The 20,538-nt window shown below is 63.0% G+C and carries 4 protein-coding genes and 1 tRNA gene; 1 reads left to right on the forward strand and 4 read right to left on the reverse strand.

Annotated features, from left to right (window positions below; all coding sequences use genetic code 11):
* Nucleotides 1-287 precede the first annotated feature (287 nt).
* A complete protein-coding gene (locus GVN17_RS20725; RefSeq protein ID WP_166597118.1) occupies nucleotides 288-1,688 on the reverse strand; it encodes a sensor domain-containing diguanylate cyclase in 1,401 nt (466 codons plus the stop codon).
* A 170-nt stretch (nucleotides 1,689-1,858) separates the two neighbouring features.
* Here GVN17_RS20725 and pstS point away from each other — a divergent pair, with 170 nt between their 5' ends.
* Nucleotides 1,859-2,878 carry a phosphate ABC transporter substrate-binding protein PstS gene (pstS, locus tag GVN17_RS20730; protein ID WP_256665327.1) on the forward strand — a complete coding sequence of 340 codons (1,020 nt, stop codon included), beginning with the start codon at nucleotides 1,859-1,861 and terminating at the stop codon, nucleotides 2,876-2,878.
* Between the two features lie 63 nt (nucleotides 2,879-2,941).
* Here the strand turns inward: pstS and GVN17_RS20735 are convergent, their stop codons facing one another.
* From GVN17_RS20735 to GVN17_RS20745, 3 genes are all read right to left on the reverse strand, one after another.
* Nucleotides 2,942-19,297: an autotransporter-associated beta strand repeat-containing protein gene (locus tag GVN17_RS20735; protein ID WP_166597120.1), complete on the reverse strand. Its 16,356-nt coding sequence runs from the start codon at nucleotides 19,295-19,297 to the stop codon at nucleotides 2,942-2,944.
* A 515-nt stretch (nucleotides 19,298-19,812) separates the two neighbouring features.
* Entirely contained in the window at nucleotides 19,813-20,028 is a 216-nt protein-coding gene (locus GVN17_RS20740) for a hypothetical protein (protein WP_166597121.1), read from the reverse strand.
* 388 nt (nucleotides 20,029-20,416) lie between these two features.
* Nucleotides 20,417-20,493, reverse strand: a tRNA-Pro gene (locus tag GVN17_RS20745).
* Between the last annotated feature and the right edge of the window lie 45 nt (nucleotides 20,494-20,538).

A 20,538-nucleotide genomic window follows, 5' to 3' on the forward strand; every position in this document is an offset into this window, starting at 1 on the left:
CGCGCATATGCGGCGGACCCGCTTCTGCCAAAGGCGTAGAAGCTGCCAAGGTGGCGCGATCAGAGCTTTTGATTCTGGCCGAAGGCCGTGGGAGCTGGCTTGCCTGCGATCGGCTGCGAAGCAGTCGTCAATCCGGTCGATGCGGTGTTTCAGGAAAATCGAGCCAGCAGGTTTTGCTGCCGCTGCGCGACAGATCGCAGGCAAGCCAGCTCCCACGGCCCTCGGCCAGAATCAAAGGCACATCGCGTTGTGCCAATGTTCCAAACCTTGGGCAAGCAGATACCGACTCACGGCATCACCCGCCCTTTCCCCGAATGTTTGGCCTTGTACATCCAGCGGTCCGCTTCGCGCATCAGTTCGTCAGGGGCTTTGCCAGAGCCGGGTTCGTACATGGAGAAACCCACGCTGGCGTTGGTACGGATCACGCCCCCTTTCAGCAGAATCGGCTCGGCAATCGCAGCGATCAGTTTTTTCGCCACTTCCCTCGCTTCATCCACGCCCGGGACGATCCCTTCCAGAATCACGATGAATTCGTCACCCGCCAGACGGATCAAGCTGTCAGTGCGACGCACGCAGCTTTGCAGGCGTGCCGAGACGGTGCGCAGCAGGTCATCCCCCGCGTCGTGGCCGTAGGTGTCGTTGACGCCTTTGAAGCCATCGAGGTCGATGAACATCAACGCCAGCTGCAAGCCTGAACGATCTGAGCGGGCCTGGGCGATGGGGAGAATGGCGTCCAGCGCACGGCGGTTGAACAGGCCGGTGAGCGCATCGTGGCGCGCCTCCTGTTCCAGCTCCTTGCGCGCCTGAATGCTCTGGATGATCGAGATGAAATATTCCAGGTGCCCTTTTTCGGACAGCTTTTTAGTGACGCTGAGGTTAATCCAGACGGGGTGGCCGTCGTTGTGCAGATAGCGCTTCTCCAATTGATAGCGATCAATTTTGTTGTCGATCAATTGGGTCAGCAATTCGAGGTCGGTGTTCAAGTCATCAGGGTGGGTAATGTCCTGGAACGTCAGGCGTTTCAGCTCATCCGGGGTGTAGCCGATGATGTCGCACAACGCCGAGTTGACGCTGATCCAGCCGCCATCGGGCGCCACCAGCGCGATGCCCACCGAGGCCAGTTCGAACATCGAACGATACCCGGCTTCGCTGGCTTTCATCAGCGCGTCCGAACGGGTTTTCTGCAAGCGCGCCATCATCAGGTTTTCCCGCAACTGCACCTCACGGCTGACGATGTCGGCGAGGTCGCGCAGCGTGTCGAGCTCGTCCTGAGTCAGCTGCCGCGGGCGTTCGTCGATGGCGCAGAGGGTGCCGACGGCGAACCCCTTGCTGGTGCGAATGGGCACGCCCGCGTAGAAACGGATATGGGGGGCGCCGGTGACCAACTGGTTGTCGCAGAAGCGTTCATCTTGCGCAGCGTCCGGGACCACCAATGGCGTGGATTGCAGAATGGCGTGGGCACAAAAGGCCATTTCTCTGGGGGTTTGCGTGGCGTCGAGGCCCGCTCGGGATTTGAACCACTGCCGGTCTGCGTCCACCAACGACACCAGCGCGATGGGCACGTCGAGAACACGCGCCACCAGTCGGGTGATCCGGTCGAGGGAGGCCTCGGCCGGGGTGTCGAGTATTTCCAGTTGCTGCAGCGCCTCAAGGCGCTCTTTTTCGTATGGAGGAATTGGCGCTTTCATATGACCGGCCGACCCTGAAAAGACTGTCTGGAGTCTATACCGGGTCTTGGAAATGCGCATCTCGAATGCCATCACCGTCTTCGGTAACGCCCTGTCATAAAAATGTGCGGATGACTGTGATCCCATTAAGACATCACACCCCGATGTCGCTCGATCACAGGAAGTCATCCATGTTGCAACTTTCCCGAATGATGCTGGCCGCAGGTCTTGGCATTGCACTGACCCTCTCCATGCCAGGCACTGCTGGCGCCGCCCAGGAAGTCACTGGCGCCGGTTCCACGTTCATCTACCCGGTCCTGTTCAAATGGGCGACCGATTACGATCAGAAGACTGGTGTAAAGGTTAACTACCAGAGCGTCGGCTCGGGCGCTGGCATCGCGCAGATCAAGGAAGGCGCCGTGGATTTCGGCGCGACCGACATGCCGATCAATTCCGCCGAGCTGGAAAAATTGGGTCTGCAACAATTCCCGTCGGTGATTGGCGGCGTGGTGCCGGTGATCAACGTGGCGTCGATCAAGACCGGCGCGCTGAAGCTGAACGGCCCGGTGCTGGCAGACATTTACCTGGGCAAGATCAAGAAGTGGAACGACCCGGCCCTCGCGGCACTGAACGCGGATTTGAAGCTGCCGGACAGTGCGATCAACGTCGTATACCGCTCGGACGATTCGGGGACCACGTTCAATTGGGCGACTTATCTGTCCACGGTGAGCCCTGAATGGAAAGGCAAGATCGGCGCCGGAACGTCCGTCAAATGGCCGGTCGGGATTGGCAGCAAAGGCAGTGAAGGCGTGGCGTCGTACGTGAAGAAAATGCCGAACTCGATTGGCTATGTCGAGTACGCCTACATCAAGCAGCAAGGGATGAATTTCGGCCTCTTGCAGAACGCCGCCGGAAAGTTCGTGGCGCCGAGCACCGAGTCGTTCCAGGCAGCCGCCGACACTGCGGACTGGAAGAATGCGAAGGACTTCGACCTGTCGATGATCAACGCGCCGGGTGACAACGCCTACCCCATCACCGCCGCGACATTCATCGTGATGTACAAGCACCCCAAAGACGCCGATCGCCAGACGACCGTAAAAGAGTTCTTCCGCTGGACGCTGGAGAACGGCCAGGAACAGGCGCGCAAGCTGGACTTCGCCCCGATCCCTAACGATCTGAAAGCGCAGATCGAAGCGTCTTGGGGTCAGTGAAAACAGAGACACGATAAATGGGGTGGACCCGTTGGAGAGCGTTTGACGGGGCCACCCCCGGATTCAAAACCCCATGCTGAAGCTGATGGTCATGGCGTGGTCTTTGTTTTCTTTCGAAAGCTGCCCTGAATAGCCAATCCCCAATTTGCTGTCTTCGCCTACCTGGAAATCCAGCCCGGCTTCGACCACCGCTGCATCCCGCGCAATCGGCACGCCTTGGGTGCTGAAGGAGGCGCCGCCGTTGATAAAAGTCAGGTCGGCGTCGGGTTTGGTATCGCCGTACGCATGTCGCCAGCCGATGCTGCCACGAGGGGTGATTTCCGAATCCTTGCCCAACTGAATGCGTTTGCCCGCACGCACGCCGACGGTGGAGAAGGTCATGTTCTGATCGGAGTCAGCGCTCAGCCGCGCCATGCCGCCCTTCTCTTTCGCCCTGTCGCTGTCGTAATCGACGTGGGCCAGGCCCGCGAATGGCTCGAACGACACGCCGCCTGCCTCAAGGGTGTAACCCACTTCACCGAACACCTGAGCCGTACGCGCATCGTATTTCGCTTTCAGGCGGTCACTGTAATTGCCCACGCTGACCTCGCGTTTGCTTTCGATGTCATGCCAGCTGTAAACCGCGCCGAAGCGCGCAGCCAGTGCGTCGAGCTGGTAGTTCATGTAAGCGGCGAGGTGGTAGCTGTCGACGCTCGCGGTGGAGTGACGATCATGCGCATTCAGGTCGCTGCGGGTGTAACCGGCGGCCGCCCCGACGCGCCATTGATCATCGATCTGTTTGTCGGTGCCGAGCATGAAGCCTGACACGTTGTGATCGAGTTTGGCCGTGTTGCTGTCACCCTTCGCCTCGCCCCACGATCCCAACACGCGCATCCAGCCGACCATTTCGTTTTGACACCCCGCGCTGCTCAGGCGATTTTCGCTGGTCACCAGCGCGTTACGCGGATCGTCCTCGCGATAGCAGCCGGGTTGGCGCATACGCTCCGTGAGGGCGTCGCGAACGTAGTGTGAGTCCTCGATCATCGCGCTGGTGGTGCTGGCAAAAATCTCGCCGGACAAATTGTCGAAGGCCGCCCGGGCACCGCTGCTGCTCATGTTGAGGATTTCGTTCTGCAAGCTGTTACCCCGAGGGCCGCCCACCGCACCAGCGACACCTTGTTGGTTAGGGGTATCGGCCACGTCTGTGAAAGGGGTCTGATTGCGGGTGACGTCCAGATTCACGGCGTTTGGCGCGTAGCTGACGGAGGTGTCGAGGAACGCGTAATTCGGCAGGTCCAGTGTGTTGAAGGTGCCGTTGATACCGCCTGCGGAGGTCAGCAGCGTGTAGCGGGTGTTGCCGGTGAACGGTGCCAGCGGCACAACCTGCAACGTACCGCCCAACGTTGTAACGCCGCCGACCGCCAACGGACTGAACGACGCAGCGTTGACCAACAGACGCAGGCGGCCGGTCGGACCATTGGTGAAGTTGCCGGTCACACCGAGATTGCCGGTCTCGCCACCCGATTGCACGAGACCGTTGTTGCTCAGGCCCGCGACGCTGCCATTGCCCACTAACGCAGCGCCATCGGCAACGGCCACCTGCCCGCCGAGTGTCGCAGGGCTGTCAGAGGCGCCCACTTGCAACGTGCCCTCGTTCACAGCAACGGAGCCGCTGAACGGCTGGGCACCGGTCAGCAATAAGGTGCCCGCGCCCTGCTTGATCAACTCGCCGGTGCCGCTGAGGGTGCCATTGAATCGGCCATTCGCCACCTGGGCGAACAGCAGCCGCGCGTTGTTGCGGATGGTGCCCTGCAAGCTGCTGGTGTTACCCGCCAGCATCCCGCCGCTGACCGTGGTCCCGCCGCTATACGTGTTGGGCCCCGTCAGCCACAACGTACCGGCGTCGAGTTTTTCGATACCGGCAGCGCCCACCAGCGACGCGGCAATCTGCGTGGTCACGCCCGAATCCACGCGCACCGGTGCCGGACTGCCATCGGTCCCATTGGTCGGCGTGAGCGTCCCGCCGCTCGCTGAGGTGAGGGTGTAGCCATCCTCCAGAAACTGCAGGCCGGTGAAGTTCTGATTGCCCTCGACGGTCACCACGCCGCCCCAACCGCCAAACACGGCGAAGCGCGCATTGGTGGGCAGACTCAGCGTACCCGTGGCATCGGTCCAGTTGGTGTCGGCACCCCACACGCCGTCGCCGCCGCCAATGGCACCGTCCGCGCTGGTTTTGCTGCCGTTCCAGAACTGAAGCTCACTGGCGTCGCTGGCCACCAGCAGGTTCACCTGGTTGGCCATTGACGTTTGCAGGCTAAGGTCCCCGGCAGCCGTGCCCGTTGGCAACGTGCCGTAATTCAGGCCATTGTTGGTCAGGTTGCCGCCGTAGCGAAACAGCCGATAGACCCCGGTGCCGAATCCGCCCGCGTTGCTGATGTTCAGGGTGCCGCCGAGGGTCAGATCGCCGCCCACATTGACAGCAGTGGTCGAGCTGCCGGGCAGACCCAAGGCAAAGTCCAGCGTGCTGCCGGACGCCAATGCGAGGGAGCCGAGGGACAACGGCGTCGCGCTGCTGCCTGCCGTCAGTGTCGCGCCCGAATTGACCTGAACGGCGCCGTTGATTTGCCCGCCGCCGCCCAGGGTCGCGCCGCTGGCGACGTTGACACTGGCGCTGTTCAGGCTGCCGTCGACCCGCAGCGCACCGGCTTGCACGTCGGTGGTGCCGGTGAAACCGCTGTTGCCGGTCAGCAGGAGTTCGCCGGTGCCGCTTTTGATCAGCGAGCCGTTGCCGGACAGGCTGCCCGCGTAGGTGCCATTGGCGTTTTGAGCGAAGGTCAGCGCGGCGTTATTGAGGATCGAACCCTGCAGGCTGGTGGTGTCGCCGGTGGTGCTGCCGCCGTTGAGCGTTGTACCGCCGCTGTAAGTGTTGGCGCCGCTCAGCAGCAACGCACCCGTGCCATTTTTGATGAGGCTGCCGGTGCCGCTGATCACCCCGTTCAGTGTGGTCGCCTGGTTGCCTGCAAGTGTCAGCGATCCGCCCAATTGAATCCCGTTGGCCAGATTCAATGCCCCGCTGCTGTCCAGTGTCCCGGCACCGGCGACATTCAGAGCGCCCGAACCCAAAGCGCCGTCGTTGCCCAATAGCAGCGCCCCCGCGTTCAGTTGCGTGCCGCCTTGCCAGCTGTTGGTGCCCGTCAGCGTCAGGGTATTTGCATCATTTTTGATGAGGCTACCCGCGCCACTGATGTTGCCCGCGAGGGTGAACGGGCTGAGCCCTCCCACCGCCAGCGCACCCTTGAGCACGATGCCGTTGCCCAGCGTGACTGCAGCGTTGTTGCCCAACGCAGTGCCGTCCGCCGCCGTCAGTACGCCGGAACCCAACGCAGTGTCATTGCCTACAACCAACGCGCCACCGTCGAGAGAAGTGCCACCGGTGTAGCCATTGGCGCCGTTCAACACCAACGTGCCGCTGTCGAGCTTGTTCAGCGTGCCGGTGCCATTGATCACGGTGTTGAGGGTCGCCGTGACGTTCGGATCGACACGCACCGCTGTCGTGCCAGTGCTGCCATTCACGGCGTTCAACTCGCCTCCCGCCCCTTGATCGAGGACGTAGCCGTCGGTCACGAACTGCAAACCGGTGATGGATTGGCTGCCTTCGACGGTCACGGTGCCGGGTGCGCCCATGAACACCGCGAAGCTGTTTTTCCAGGTGTTGTTATCCAGACCGTCCACGGAGGTCCAGTTGCTCGACCCGGCATTCCAAACGCCGCTGCCACCATCCACCGTGCCATTGGGCGTGGTCTGGCCGCCGTCCCAGAACTGCACCGTGGTGCCGGACGTCGCTACCAGCAGATTGACTTGATTGGCCACGGCCGTTTGCACTTGCAGGTCGTTCTGGCTCACACCGCTGGGCAGCGTGCCGATCGCCAGACCGTTGTTGATCAGCGCGCCGTTGTAGCGCATCAGACGGTAGACACCGCTGCCGAACCCGCCGATGTCCGTCACGTTCAGGGTGCCGTCCAGCGTCAGGTTGCCATTGATGTTGACCAGTGCATTGCCGCCACCGCCGACCGGTGCGCCGAGGCTCACATCGAAAAGCGCGTTCGGCGCCAAGGCCAGCGAACCCAGCGTGAGCGTATCGGGGGTACTCGCCGCCAAGTGCCCGCCGTCTTCGACGGTGACCTCGCCGAGGACGGACCCGGTACCGCTCAGCGTGCCGCCGTTCTTCACCGCGACGGTGCGGCTGGCCAGCAGATTACGAATGTTGAGGGTGCCACCTTTGATCACGGCATCGCCGCTGTGGGTGTTGGCGCCGGTCAGGCTGAGGGTGCCAGCGCCGTCCTTGACGAAGGTGCCCGGGCCACTCAGTACGCCGTCGAACACACTGCTGGCGTTGCCACCGCCGACGGTCAGCGTGTTGCCGCTGGCCACATCGACGCTGCCATCGCCGCTCAGCCCGCCGAGGTTGGCGGAGCCACTCAGGTTCAGCGCCGCGCCGCTCGCCAGATTGATTCCCGCGTTATTGCCGAGGGCGTTAGCGCCCACAGTGGTCAGGCTGCCCGACAGGATATTGATGAGGCCGGTGAAGGTGTTGTTGCCGCTGAGGGTCAGGTCGGCGAGACCGGTCTTGATCAACGAACCGGCGCCGCTGATCACACCGGCGAGGGTCAGGTTCTGGCTTCCGCCGACGGTCAGGTTGTCGGCCAGGGCGACGTCATTGGCGAGGCTCAGCGGTGTCGTATTGTCCAGCGTGGAGGCCGCGCCCACGGTGAGCGCCCCGCTTCCCAATGCGCCTGCGTTGCCCAATACGAGCGTACCACCGTTCAGCCGGGTGCCACCGGTGTACGTGTTGAGACGATTGAGGACGAGCCGGGAAACGCCGTTCTTGATCAGCCGGCCGCTGCCCCCCACGACACCTGACAACGTCAGGTCAGAGGTGCCCGCGACGGTCAACCCGCCGCCCAGGTTCACGTCGTTGGCCAGAGTGACTGCCGTCGAGCTGTCCAGCGTCGTGCCGTCAGCGGTATTCAATGGGCCGCTGCCCAACGCGAAGTCGCTGCCGACGATCAACGAACCTGCTTTTAGCGTGGTTGCGCCCTGGTACAGATTGTCGCCGTTAAGGGTCAACGCGGCAGGGCCGTTTTTGATCAAGCCGCCCGTGCCGGAAATTGCGCCATTGAGGGTCAGGTCGTTGCTGCCGCCGAGGTTCAGGCCGCCGTTGAGCGTGATCCCGTTGCCGAGCGTCGCAGCGGTGTTGCTGTCCAGCGTGGTGCCGTTGGCGGCGGTCAACACGCCACTGCCCAGTGCGCTGTCGTTGCCCACGACCAACGTGCCGCCCTGCAGCGAGGTGCCACCGCTGTAGGTGTTGGCGCCGTTGAGAACGAGGGTGCCGGTGTCGAGTTTGGCGATGGGACTGGTGCCGTCGATCAGGGTGTCGATGATCGCGGTCACGCCCGGATCGACGCGAATGGACGTGTTGCCATTCAGTGCAGCGACCGCCGTCAAGCTGTTGCCCTGTCCGCCGAGCAGGTGATAACCGTCCGTGGAAAACTGCATGCCGTTGAAGGTCTGATTGCCCTGCACGGTGACATCGCCTGCGGTGCCCTGGAACACGGCGAACTCACCGGCCCACGGGCCATTTTGGCTGCCATCAGCGGTGGTCCAGTTGGTGTTTCCGGCGCCCCAGATGCCCGCCCCGCCATCGACACTGTTGTTGGGAGCGGTCTGCGCGCCGTCCCAGAAATTGATGTTGGCGGTGGCGTTGCCGTACACCAGGTTCACCTGATTACCGACCGAGGTTTGCACTTGCAGATCGGCCAGGCTCACGCCCGCGGGAATACGGGCGATGTCCAGACCGAGGTCTGTCAGGCTGCCGGTGTAGTCGATCAAACGGTACACACCCACGCCGAAGCCGCCGACGTCCGTCACGTTGAGGTTGCCGTCCAGCGTAAGGTTGCCGCCGACGCTCACCAACCCGGTGGGGGATGGCGCGCCGAGCCCGACATCAAAATTCGAGTTCGCGGCCATGATCAGCGAACCGACTGACAAGGTGCCGCCCTGCGCTGCTTCGAGATGCCCGCCATCGCCAATGTTGACCGCACCGGCCAACGAGCCAGTGCCCGCCAGCGCCGCGCCGTTGCTGACTTGCACGTTGCCACTGGCCAGCGAGCCGGTGACGTTCAGCGTGCCGCCGTTGACGAGAGTGTCGCCGGACAGGCTGTTGATGCCGGTCAGTGTCAGGGTGTCGAGACCGGATTTGGTGAACTGGCCAGTGCCAGCCAGGCTGCCGTCGAACGTGCTGGCGAGGTTGTTGTTGTCCACCGTCAACGTCGCGCCGTTGCCAATGGTGACATCGCCCGCACCGGCAAGCCCACCGACGCTGGCATCGCCCCCGAGATTCAGGCCCGCGCCCGCCGCCACATTCACGCCGGACGCGTTGCCGAGTGCGCTGTTGCCCACCGTGAAGACATTGCCCGCGACGACACTCAGCGGACCGGTGAAAGTGTTGATGCCGCTCAGGGTCAGGTCATTGACGCCGTTTTTGATCAACCCGCCCACGCCGGAAATCACCCCGGACAATGCCAGGTCGTTGACCCCATCCACCGTGAGATTGGCGCCCAGGTTGACGTTATTGGCCAAAGCAGTGGCAGGCGCACTTGCGTTGTTGATGAGGGTCGACACGCCGCCGACAGTGAGCGCGCCAGTGCCCAGGGCCTGAGCGTTGTTCACGATCAAGCGGCCCGCGTTCAGGTCGGTGCCGCCAGTCCAGGTGTTGTTGCCTCCGAGGCTCAGATCAGAAGTGCCGTTCTTGATGAGTGTGCCAGCGCCGTCGACGGTCCCGCTCAAGGTCAGGTTGCCGGTGCCCGCGATCATCAAGTCCGCCAGCAGCGAGACGTTGTTGGCGAGGTTCACACCGCCGATGTTGCTGAGGGTCGAAGCGCCCGCCACCGTCAGCGCGCCGATGCCCAGCGCACTGTCACTACCGGCCACCAAGGTCCCGACGTTGAGGGTGGTGCCGCCCTGATAGGCGTTATTGCCATTGAGCAAGAGCGACCCGGCGCCGTTTTTGATCAGGCTGCCCGTGCCGCTGATATCGCCGTTGAGGACAAAGGTGTTAGTCGCGTCCATGCTCAGCGCGCCGTTCGACACGACGTCGTTGCCCAGCGTTACGTTGCCGTTATTGCCCAGTGTGGTGCCGTCAGCTGCCGTGAGCGTGCCGGTGCCTAAAGCCCCGTTGTTGCCCACCACCAGCGTGCCGCCGTCAAGCGACGTGCCGCCGCTGTAGGTGTTGGCGCCGTTGAGCACCAGCGTGCCCGCATCCAGTTTGTTCAAGGTCGCTGCGCCGTCGATGCCGAGCCCAAGGGTCGCGGTCACGTTCGGATCGACTCGAACGGCGAATGTGCCGCTGCCCGCATTGAGCTGGCCGTTGGTACCCGAGACCAGCGCGTAGCCGTCAGTGAGAAATTGCAGCCCGGTCACGTTCTGCGCACCGTTCACCGTGACGGTGCCTGCGCTGCCCTGGAACACGGCGAAACCGCCGCCCCAGCCAGCATTCACCCCACCATTTGCGTCCGTCCAGTTGAGGTTCGTGGCATCCCAAGTGCCCACTCCGCCGTCGACGGTGCCGTTAGGGAGCACTTGGCTGCCGTCCCAGAATTGCAGGTTGCCGCCAGCGCCGGAGACGACCAGATTGACCTGGCCATTCACGCCGGTCTGCACCAGCAGATCGGACGCATTGACGTTGCCGGGGATGCTGCCAATGTTCAGGCCCGCGCCGCTGAAGACACCGCTGTAATCGATCAAGCGATAGACGCCCAGCCCAAACCCGCCGATGTCGGCAACGTTCAGATTGCCATTCAGGCTCAGGTCGCCGTTGACGTTGATCAGCCGTGTGCCACCCGTGGAAGGCGCGGCCAGGCCGACGTCCAGATTCGACCCCGAGTCGAGCACCAACGAACCGACAGTCAGGGTCCGGTTGCTCTGCGCGTTCAGGTGACCGCCGCTGGCAATGTTCACCCCGCCCAACAAGGTGCCGGTGCCTGTGAGCGTCGCGCCGCTGCCGACGGCCACGTTGCTGCTGTCCAGCGAGCCGGTGACGTTCAGTGTTCCGCCGGTGACTTGGGTATTGCCGGTGAAGCCATTAGCCCCCGCCAGAGTCAGTGTGCTGGTGCCGTCTTTGATCAGGTTGCCGATGCTATTGAGGCCGTTGTTGATCGGCCCGGTGAGAGTCAGGTTATGGCTGCCAAGGACCGTCAGATCGGCGCCGAGATTGATCCCGTTGCCGACGCTTATGGCGCTGCTGTTGTCGAGGGTCGAAGCACCCGCGACGTTCAGCGCACCCGTGCCCAATGCGGCCCCATTGCCCAAGTTCAGCGCTCCGCTGTTGAGAGTGGTGCCACCCGTGTAAGTGTTGACGCCGTTCAGCGTCAGTTGCGCGGCGCCGTTTTTGGTCAGACCGCCTGCGCCACTGACGATGCCGCCGAGCGCCAGATCTGCCGTGCCGCCAATGTTGAGGCTACCGGCCAACGTCACGTCGTTGGCTGCAATGACGCTGGTGCTCGCATCCAGCGTGGTGTTCGCCGCTGCGTTCAATGGTCCGCTGCTCAGGGCCGTGTTGGACGCCAGAATCAGCCCACCGGCATTCAGCGCGGTCGGCCCGAGGTAGCTGTTGTTGCCGCCGAGGGTCAGGTTTGCCAGGCCGTTTTTGATCAGGCCTCCGGCGCCGCTGACGATGCCGTTGAGGGTCAACCCGTTGCTGCCACCAATGGCCAGGTCGCCGTTCAGGTTCACCGCATTGCCGAGCGTGACAGGCGCGTTGCTGTCCAGCGTGGTGCCAGTGACCGCCGTTAGTCCGCCGCTGCCGAGGGCGCTGTCGCTGCCAACGACCAACGTGCCGCCGTTGAGTAATGTGCCACCGCTGTGGCTGTTGTTGCCGCTGAGGACCAGTGTGCCGCTGTCGAGTTTGTTCAGCGCGACGGTGCCTGCGAGGTTCACGCCCAAAGTGGCGGTAACGTTGGGATCGACCCGCACCGCCGCGTAGCCGTTTCCGGTATCGGCGGTGGTCAGTTGCCCGTTCGTGCCGTTAATCAGGCTGTAGTTCGACGAGAACTGCAAACCGCCGAAATTTTGGTTGCCGTCTACCGTGACCGTACCCGCCGCGCCCTGGAACACCGCGAAGTCATTGCCCCACGCCTGATTGACCGTGCCGTTGGCCGAGGTCCAGTTGGTATTCGTCGCGCTCCAGGTGCCGTTGCCGCCATCCACCGCATTGTTGGCAACCGTGTTGCTGCCATCCCAGAACAGCAGGTTGCTGGACTGCGAGGACAGCACGAGGTTGACCTGCCCGTTTACGCCGGTCTGCACCGACAGGTCCGCGAGGTTGACGCCTGCAGGGAGGGTCGCGATGTTCAGCCCCAGATCGCTGAGACTGCCGGTGTAGTCGATCAACCGGTACACGCCGACGCCGAACCCGCCTGCGTCGGTGACGTTGAGGTCGCCGTCCAGCACCAGATTGCCGCCGACGCGGAACAGGCCCGGGCCGCCGGTTGCGGTCGGTGCGCCCAGTGCGACGTCCATTTGCGAACCGCTGGCGAGGGTCAGTGCGCCCATCGACAAGGTGTTGCCCGTCGACCCCGCAAGATGCCCGCCGTTGGCCACCGACACCGCGCCCGCCAGCGAGCCCACGCCGGTGAGTGTCGCGCCGCTGCCGACGGCCACGTTGGCACTGGCCAGCGAGCCTCCCACGTTCAGCGTGCCGCCGTTGACTTGCGCATCGCCGCTGAGGCCGTTCACGCCGGTCAGGTTGAGGCTGCCGCTGCCCGCTTTGATCAGGTTGCCGCCGCCGTTGATCACGCCATCGAACGTCGAGGTAGCGTTGTTCCCGCCGAGGCTCAGGGTGTTGCCGCTGCCCAGCTGCACGCCACCTGCGCCCGACAGGCTGTTGAGGCTGAGGCTGCTGCCGAGGTCCAACAACGCGCCGGACGCGACGTTGGCGCCGGAAGTGTTGCCCAGACTGGCCGCGTCGGTGGTGCTGAGTGTGCCCGACTGAATGTCCAGCGGGCCGCTGAAGGTGTTGGTGCCGCTGAGGGTGAGCGTGTTATTGCCGGACTTGATCAGCCCGCCCGCGCCACTGACGACGCCTGCCAGATTCAGGTCATTGCTGCCGACCAGGCTGAGGGTGCTGTTCAGGTTGATGGCGTTGTTCACCGTCATTGCGGCGAGGGTGTCGAGCGTAGAGGTCCCGCCGACGGTCAACGCATCGGTGCCCAGGGCGGCCCCATTGCCAAGGAGCAGGCCCCCGGCATTCAGGTTTGTGCCGCCGCTGTACGTGTTGCTACGGTCGAGGATCAACTGCGCCGCGCCATTCTTCGTCAGACTGCCGGAGCCGCTGACCACGCCGTTGAGGGTGAGGTCCGAGGTGCCGCCGATGCGTAGATTGCCTGCCAGCGTGATCGCATTGTTCGCGGTGATCGCCGTGGTCGGGTTGGCCGTGTCCAGCGTTGCGTTGCCGGACACGTTCAGGGCGCCGCTGCCCAGCGCCGTGTTTGAGGCGAGAATCAGGCCACCGGCATTCAGCGCGATGGGCCCTAGGTAGCTGTTATTGCCGCCCAGGCTCAGGTTGGACAAGCCGTTTTTGATCAGGCCGCCCGCGCCGCTGATGTCGCCGTTCAAGGCCAGCGCCTGGCTGCCGGCGACGGTGAGGTTGCCTGACAGCGTGATCGCGTTGCCCAGCGCCACCAAGGTGTTGCTGTCCAGCGTGGTGCCGTCCGCAGCGGTCAGTCGGCTGACCCCAAGCGCGGTGTTGCTGCCGACGACAAGCGTGCCGCCATTCAGTTGCGTGCCACCGCTGTAGCCGTTGGCGCCGTTGAGGACCAGCGTGCCGCTGTCGAGTTTGTTCAGCGTGCCTGCGCCACCGATACCGACACCGAGGGTCGCCGTGACGTTGGGATCGACCCGGATCGCTGTGTTGCCGTTCGCGCCGTTGAGCGCGGTCAACTGGCCATTGGTGCCAGAAACCAGGTTGTACCCATCGGTGACGAATTGCAGGCCGGTGAAGCTCTGATTGCCCTCAACGGTGACGGTGCCCGCTGTGCCCTGAAATACACCGAAGTCGCTCGACCAGGTTTGATTGAGCAAGCCATTGGCCGAGGTCCAGTTGGTGCCCGAACCCCAGACGCCGCTGCCGCCATCCACCGCCGCGTTGGCCACGGTCTGGCTGCCGTCCCAGAAGCGAATGGTGCCGGTGTCACCGTTCACTACCAGATTCACCTGGCCGTTGACACCGGTCTGCACGGCGAGGTCTGCCAGGTTCACGTTCGCCGGGATGCTGCTGATGTCGATCCCCAGGTCGGTGAGGCTGCCGCTGTAGTCGATCAGCCGATAGACGCCCACGCCGAAGCCGCCAACGTCGGTGACGTTGAGCTTGCCGTCGAGGGTCAGGTTGCCGTTGACGTTGATCAGCCGGGTGCCGCCGGTGGAAGGCGCGCCGAGGCCCACATCCAGATTGGAATTGCCGTTCAAGAGCAACGAACCGACCGACAAAGTGTTGCCGCTGCTGGCGCTCAAATGGCCGCCGTCCGCAATGTTCACGGCACCCAGCAACGCGCCATTGCCGGTCAGGATCGCGCCACTGGCGACACCGACGTTGGCGCTGGCCAGCGAGCCCGCTACGTCGAGCGTGCCTGCGTTGACTTGCGTGTTGCCGGTCAGGCCATTGGTGCCCGTCAAACGCAACAGGCTGCCGCCGTTTTTGATCAGGCTGCCGGTGCCATTGAGGGCGCCGCCGAGGGTCAGCTCGTTGCTGCCAGCCACGGTCAGGTTGGCGCCGAGGTTCATGGCGTTGCCGAGGGCCAGCGCTGCGCTGTTGTCCAGTGTCGCGTTGCCGACCACCGACAGCGCACCCGTTCCCAGCGCCACGCCGTTGCCCACCACCAGCGTGCCGCTGTTCAGGGTGGTGCCGCCGCTGAAGGTGTTCAGGCCGTTGAGGGTCAGCACGCCGGTGTCATTTTTGGTCAGGCCGCCTGCGCCGCCGATCAGGCCATTGAGCGTCAGGCTGGAGGGCGTGCCGATGCCCAGATTGCCATTCAGGTTGACGACGTTGTTCAGGGTGACGGCGTTGACGCTGTTGAGGTTCGTGCCCGCCTCGGCCGTCAGCGCGCCGACGCCGAGTGCGCCGTCGTTGCCGACCACCAACGTGCCGCCTGTGAGTTGTGTGCCGCCCGCGTAGGTGCTGAGGCCGTTGAGCACCAAGGTGCCGCTGTCGAGTTTATTGAGCGTGGCGGCGCCGGTGATGCCGACATTGAGGGTCGCTGTCACGTTGGGATCGACGCGCACGGCGGTGTAGCCGCTGCTGCCGTTCACCGCCGCCAGTTCGCCGAGGGCGCCAGCGTTCAGGACGTAGCCGTCGGTCAAAAATTGCAGGCCGTTGAAGGTCTGGGGGCCTGCGACCGTGACCGTGCCCGCCGTGCCTTGAAACACCGCGAAGTCGCTGGCCCATAGCTGGTTGAGTGCACCATTGGCGGAGGTCCAGTTATTGCCCCCGCTGCTCCACGTGCCGCTGCCGCCGTCCACCGAACCATTGCCAGCGGTGTTGCTGCCGTCCCAAAACCGGATCGTGCCTGGCGTGGTGCCTGTCGAAACCACCAGATTGATCTGGCCATTGACACCCGTCTGCACCGCCAGATCGCCCAGGTTGACACCGGCCGGCAAGCTGCCGATGTCCAGGCCGAGGTTGGTCAGGCTGCCGGTGTAATCGATCAGTCGATACACGCCGACGCCAAAACCACCGATGTCCGTGACGTTGAGTTTGCCGTCCAGGGTCAGATTGCCGCCGACATTGAACAGCCGAGTGCCGCCGCCATTGATGGGCGCAGCGAGACCAACGTCGAGGTTGGCGTTGTTGCTCAGCACCAGAGAGCCAAGGGACAACGTGCTGCCGGTCGAGCCTTTCAAATGCCCGCCGTCGGCAACGTTGACCGCCCCTGACAACGAACCAGTGCCACCCAGCGTCGCGCCGTTGGCCACCGCGACGGTGCTGTTCGCCAACGAGCCGTTGACGTTCAAGGTCCCGGCGTTAACCTGCACGGCCCCGCTCATCGTGTTGCTGCCGGAGAGTGCCAGCGTGCCGGTGCCTGCCTTGATCAACGTGCCCGCGCCCGTGAGTACGCCGCTGAAAACGCTGTCCAGATTGGTGGCGCCGATGGTTAACGCGTTGCCCGCGCCCATTTGCACCGAACCCGCGCCGCTGATGCCGTTGAGGCTGGTGCTATTGCCCAGATTCAATTGAGCGCCGGAGGCGACGTTCGCGCCTGACACATTCGCCAGGGCGTTCGCGCTTTGGGTCGTCACGCTCCCGGCCTGCACGTCGAGCAAGCCGCTGAAGGTGTTGTTGCCTGCCAGCGTCAGGTTGGCCAGGCCGTTTTTGATCAGGCCACCAGCGCCGCTGATGACGCCGCTCAGGTTGAGATTGTTGGTGCCGCCGACTGCCAGATTACCGGCCAGATTGATCGCGTTGCCGAGGCTGGTCGCGGTGTTGCTGTCCAGCGTCGTTCCTGTGGTGGCCGTCAGTTGTCCTGTGCCGAGCGCGGTTGTGTTGCCGACCACCAGTTTGCCGCCGTTGAGCAGGGTGCCACCGGTGTAGGTATTGGCGCCATTGAGCACCAGTGTCCCGGCGTCCTGTTTGTTCAGCGTGCCCGCCCCCTCGATGCCGACGCCCACTGTGGCCGTGACATTCGGATCGACCCGAATCGAGGTATTGCCGGTGCTGCCGCTGACCGCCGTGAGTCGCCCGCCCGCGCCCGCATTGAGGCTGTAGCCATCGGTGACGAATTGCAGACCGTTGAAGCTCTGATTTCCCACCACCGAGACCGCGCCCGCCGTGCCCTGAAACACACCGAAATCGCTCGCCCACGCCTGGTTCTGAGTACCGTTGACGCTCGTCCAGTTGGTGGTGCCTGCCGCCCATGTTCCGGCGCCGCCATCGACGATGCCGTTGGCGGTGATTTGCGCGCCGTCCCAGAATCGGACGCTACTGTTCGAACCCGCGACGACCAGGTTGACCTGTCCGTTCGCCCCGGTCTGTACCGTCAGGTCTGCCAGATTGACGTTGGCCGGGATGGAATTGATGTTCAGCCCCAGATCGCTCAACGAGCCTGTGTAGTCGATCAGCCGATACACCCCGGTGCCGAACCCGCCGACGTCGGTCACGTTGAGGTTGCCGTCGAGGGTCAGGCTGCCGTTGACTTTGATCAGCCCGGTGCTGGAAGGCGCGCCTAATCCGGCATCCAGATTCGCAGAACTGCCCAGCACCAGCGAACCCACGTTCAAGGTGCTGCCCGAGGTCGCGGCGAGGTGCGCACCATTGGCGATGTTCACCGCCCCGGTCAACAAACCTGTACCGGCGAGGGTCGCGCCACTGTTCACGTTGACGTTGTCGCTGGCCAGACTGCCGCCCACGTTCAGGGTGCCGCCGCTCACCAGCGTGGTGCCGGTGAGGGTGTTTGCACCGGTCAGGCCCAAAACGCCGGAGCCGGATTTGGTCAGCCCACCCGCGCCGCTGATGACACCGCCGAACGTACTGCTCGCGCTGGTTCCGCCGAGTGTCAACGTATTGCCTGTGCCAATGTTCACGCCACCGGTACCGGTCAGCGAACCGAGGCTGGCGTTGTTGCCGAGGTTGAGCGCCGCGCCCGTCGCGATGTTCGCCCCAGCGCTGTTGCCCAAGGCGCCTGCACTGGCGGTGGTGACGGTCCCGGCGAGAATACTCAGCGGCCCGGTGAAGCCCGCATTGTTGCCACTGAGGGTCAGGTTGGCCGCGCCGTTTTTGATCAGCGCACCGGTGCCGTCGATCACACCGCCCAAGGTCAGCGCTTGAAGGCCTGCGATGCTCAGGTCCGCGCCCAGATGCACGGCGTTGTTCAAGGTGTAGGCAGCCGCGTTATCCAGGGTCGCTGCGCCGCCGACCGTCAATGCGCCCGTTCCCAAGGCTGAGGCGTTGCCGAGCTTCAGGCCTCCGCCGTTGAGCTGCGTGCCGCCCTGCCACGTATTGGCGCCGTTGAGCGTGAGGTTCGCGGCGCCGTTCTTGGTGAGTTGGCCGGTGCCCGAGAGGATGCCGCCCAGCGCCAGCGCATTGGTGCCTGCAACGGACAAGTTGGCCCCGAGACTGATGTTGTTGCCGACGGTCAGTGCCGTGCTGCTGTCGAGGCTGCTGGCGCCCGTCACCGTCAACAGCCCGGTGCCCAACGCGGCGCCATTGCCAAGCGACAACCCACCGCCGCCCAACGAAGTCCCGCCGGTGTAGGTATTGGTGCCGTTCAGGCTCAACGTCCCTGTGCCGGATTTGACCAACGGACCGGTCCCGCCAACCACGCCGCCCAGTGTAAGGTTGCTGGCACCCTGCTCGGTCAGACCACCCGTTCCGAGGGTGACTTGATTGCCCAGCGTCAAACCGTTGTTGAGCGCCAGTATCGACCCACCATTGGACGTCAGCAGCCCACTGCCGAATGCTGCCACGCTGTCGAACTGAGCGAGGCCGCCGTTGAGGATGGAAGTGTTGCTGACCACCGGCCCTTGTAAGGTCCATGTGCCGCTGTTGAGGGTCAATCTGTTGAAGTTGATGTAATTCGCGCTGCTGATCGTGCCTGTGCCGCTGCTGCCAGTATTCGTCGGGTTATTCAACACCAGCGTGTTGTTGCCCCCGGCGCCGCCGTCGATGATGCCGGTCGCCGCGAACCCCAGGTTCACGCCCACCAGGCCCGCTAGATTCAGCCCAACACCGCCACCTGAGCTGACGCTGGACCCCGTGACGGCCGTGAATAGGTTGGTGCTGTTTTGCCCCATTGATACGCTGCCGACGATCTCGCCCGCGTTGTAGAACGTATTGCCGCCCGTCGTCGGTTTTTCGAAGGCGACTCGGCCGATGATTTTCCCCGTGGCAGCGTTGGTCATACTGATCTGCGCACCACCCCAGGCCGCCACGACCGGCGCGTCACCGCCCAGTAACGTCACGCCCAATAACCCACTTGAGCTGATGGTGCCCGCGTTGTTGATAGTGGTCGTGCCCGCGCCGTTCTGCACGTTCAGCGCCATGCCATCGAGGGAGAGCAAACTGACGCCCAGTAAACCGGTCGTGCCCCTCAATACCCCGCCAGTGGCGTTGGAGATATTGATGGTGTTGGTGCCCGAGTTGCCGACTTTCACCCCTGAACTCAGCACCGACAGCAGGCCAAGCAATGATGGGTCGACTGTGCCAGCGTTATTGAAGGTGACATTGTTGCCGGAGAGTTGGAGCGCCGTGCCAATGCCCAGCAGCGGACTGTTGACCGAGCCGCCGGCATTGATCACGAAGGTGATGTTGTTCAGAGAGGAGGAGTAGCCACCGTTAGCGCCGGTGCAGGTGATCGTTGCACCTGCTGAAGGAAACACCGGAGTGCATGCCGCCATGACCGGACTTGAAATAAGCCCCAGCGCCAGCCCTGCCGCGCTTAATCCCCCAATAACCCAAAGGCCGGACCGATTCCCTACTGCAGAAACATACCGATTATTCACGTCAACATCCTTTTATATGGGAACTGCCTTTCCCATAACAACAAAAGCGAATCCTCACCGCGTCCGCAGTTAGATTTAGTTGACCAGCAAGTTCATGTCAAAGCGGGACAGTATTTAAATAGCATTAATACTTTCGTGTGCAGTGTTTCACGCGCATTACAAACATGAATAAAAACTATATAAATTCCTCGATAAATCAGATAGATAAGCAGAGACGCATTTTGGCTTAGGTATTTAAAAAACATTAAGCCACTTTGTATGCTACGCCCTCTCATACAAATTCAAGAGCAGCTTATTGCCACTCATCGCCCGGGGCGTAATCAATCTGAACTTATATGATGGGCTGCAAGAGCGATCGACTTTATGTCGAACCTGGCCTGACATTGCGCCAGGCCTGCGGCAGACAACGATCAGCGACCGGACATCTTATCGAGCAGCGCGCTCTTTTCTTCCAGCACTGCAGCCCGGCGAGCAATTTCTGCGCGGGCCGTGTCAATACGAGCACGTCCCGCTTCCACCGCAGCCTCGTGAGACTCAAAAAGTGTGTCTGGGGCGTACCACTTGCCCTTGATCGTTCGCTCGTACTGCCCGTCAGCCGTCGGACCCGCGAGCTCGACTTCAAGCACAGTAAAGCTCCGGGTTAGCACCCAGGCGGTGTAGGGGTAAATGCGCTCGTTAGGGTTCGGCCTCATGGCTCAGTCTCTCTATGAGGTGTGTGCAGGGCGCAGACGATCCACGTCGCACTTTTCAACATGAGCGAGGGCCTTGATCACCCAACGTCACACGAGCGCCCATGATACCGATCGCTGTATATATTTTCATATAGCGTAAACGTACAAGCGCTCAAATCGGCCATTCAGCCGCCATCATCAGATGATGCTTCGTCATCAAGAATGGAGAGGGAAACAGGAATGCCAGAAACGAAAAAAGCGCCCCGAAGGACGCTTTTTTGTTGGCTAGACGCGAATGACGCCAGAGCCTGTATTTTCTGCCCGGGTACTGCTGGGGCGAAAATGGTCGGGGTAAGGGGATTCGAACTCCTGACATCCTGCTCCCAAAGCAGGCGCGCTACCGGACTGCGCTATACCCCGATGAAACAGAGAAACACCCCGTAAGGTGTTCCTGAAGCGGGTGAC

The sequence above is a fragment of the Pseudomonas sp. SLFW genome (assembly GCF_009905615.1).
Classification (GTDB): domain Bacteria; phylum Pseudomonadota; class Gammaproteobacteria; order Pseudomonadales; family Pseudomonadaceae; genus Aquipseudomonas; species Aquipseudomonas bambusae.

What these genes read in the sequence shown, in the direction of transcription:
- GVN17_RS20725 (WP_166597118.1), bottom strand. Translation starts at nt 1,688, where the DNA reads ATGAAAGCGCCAATTCCTCCATACGAAAAAGAGCGCCTTGAGGCGCTG.
- pstS (WP_256665327.1), top strand. Translation starts at nt 1,859, where the DNA reads ATGTTGCAACTTTCCCGAATGATGCTGGCCGCAGGTCTTGGCATTGCA.
- GVN17_RS20735 (WP_166597120.1), bottom strand. Translation starts at nt 19,297, where the DNA reads ATGGCGGCATGCACTCCGGTGTTTCCTTCAGCAGGTGCAACGATCACC.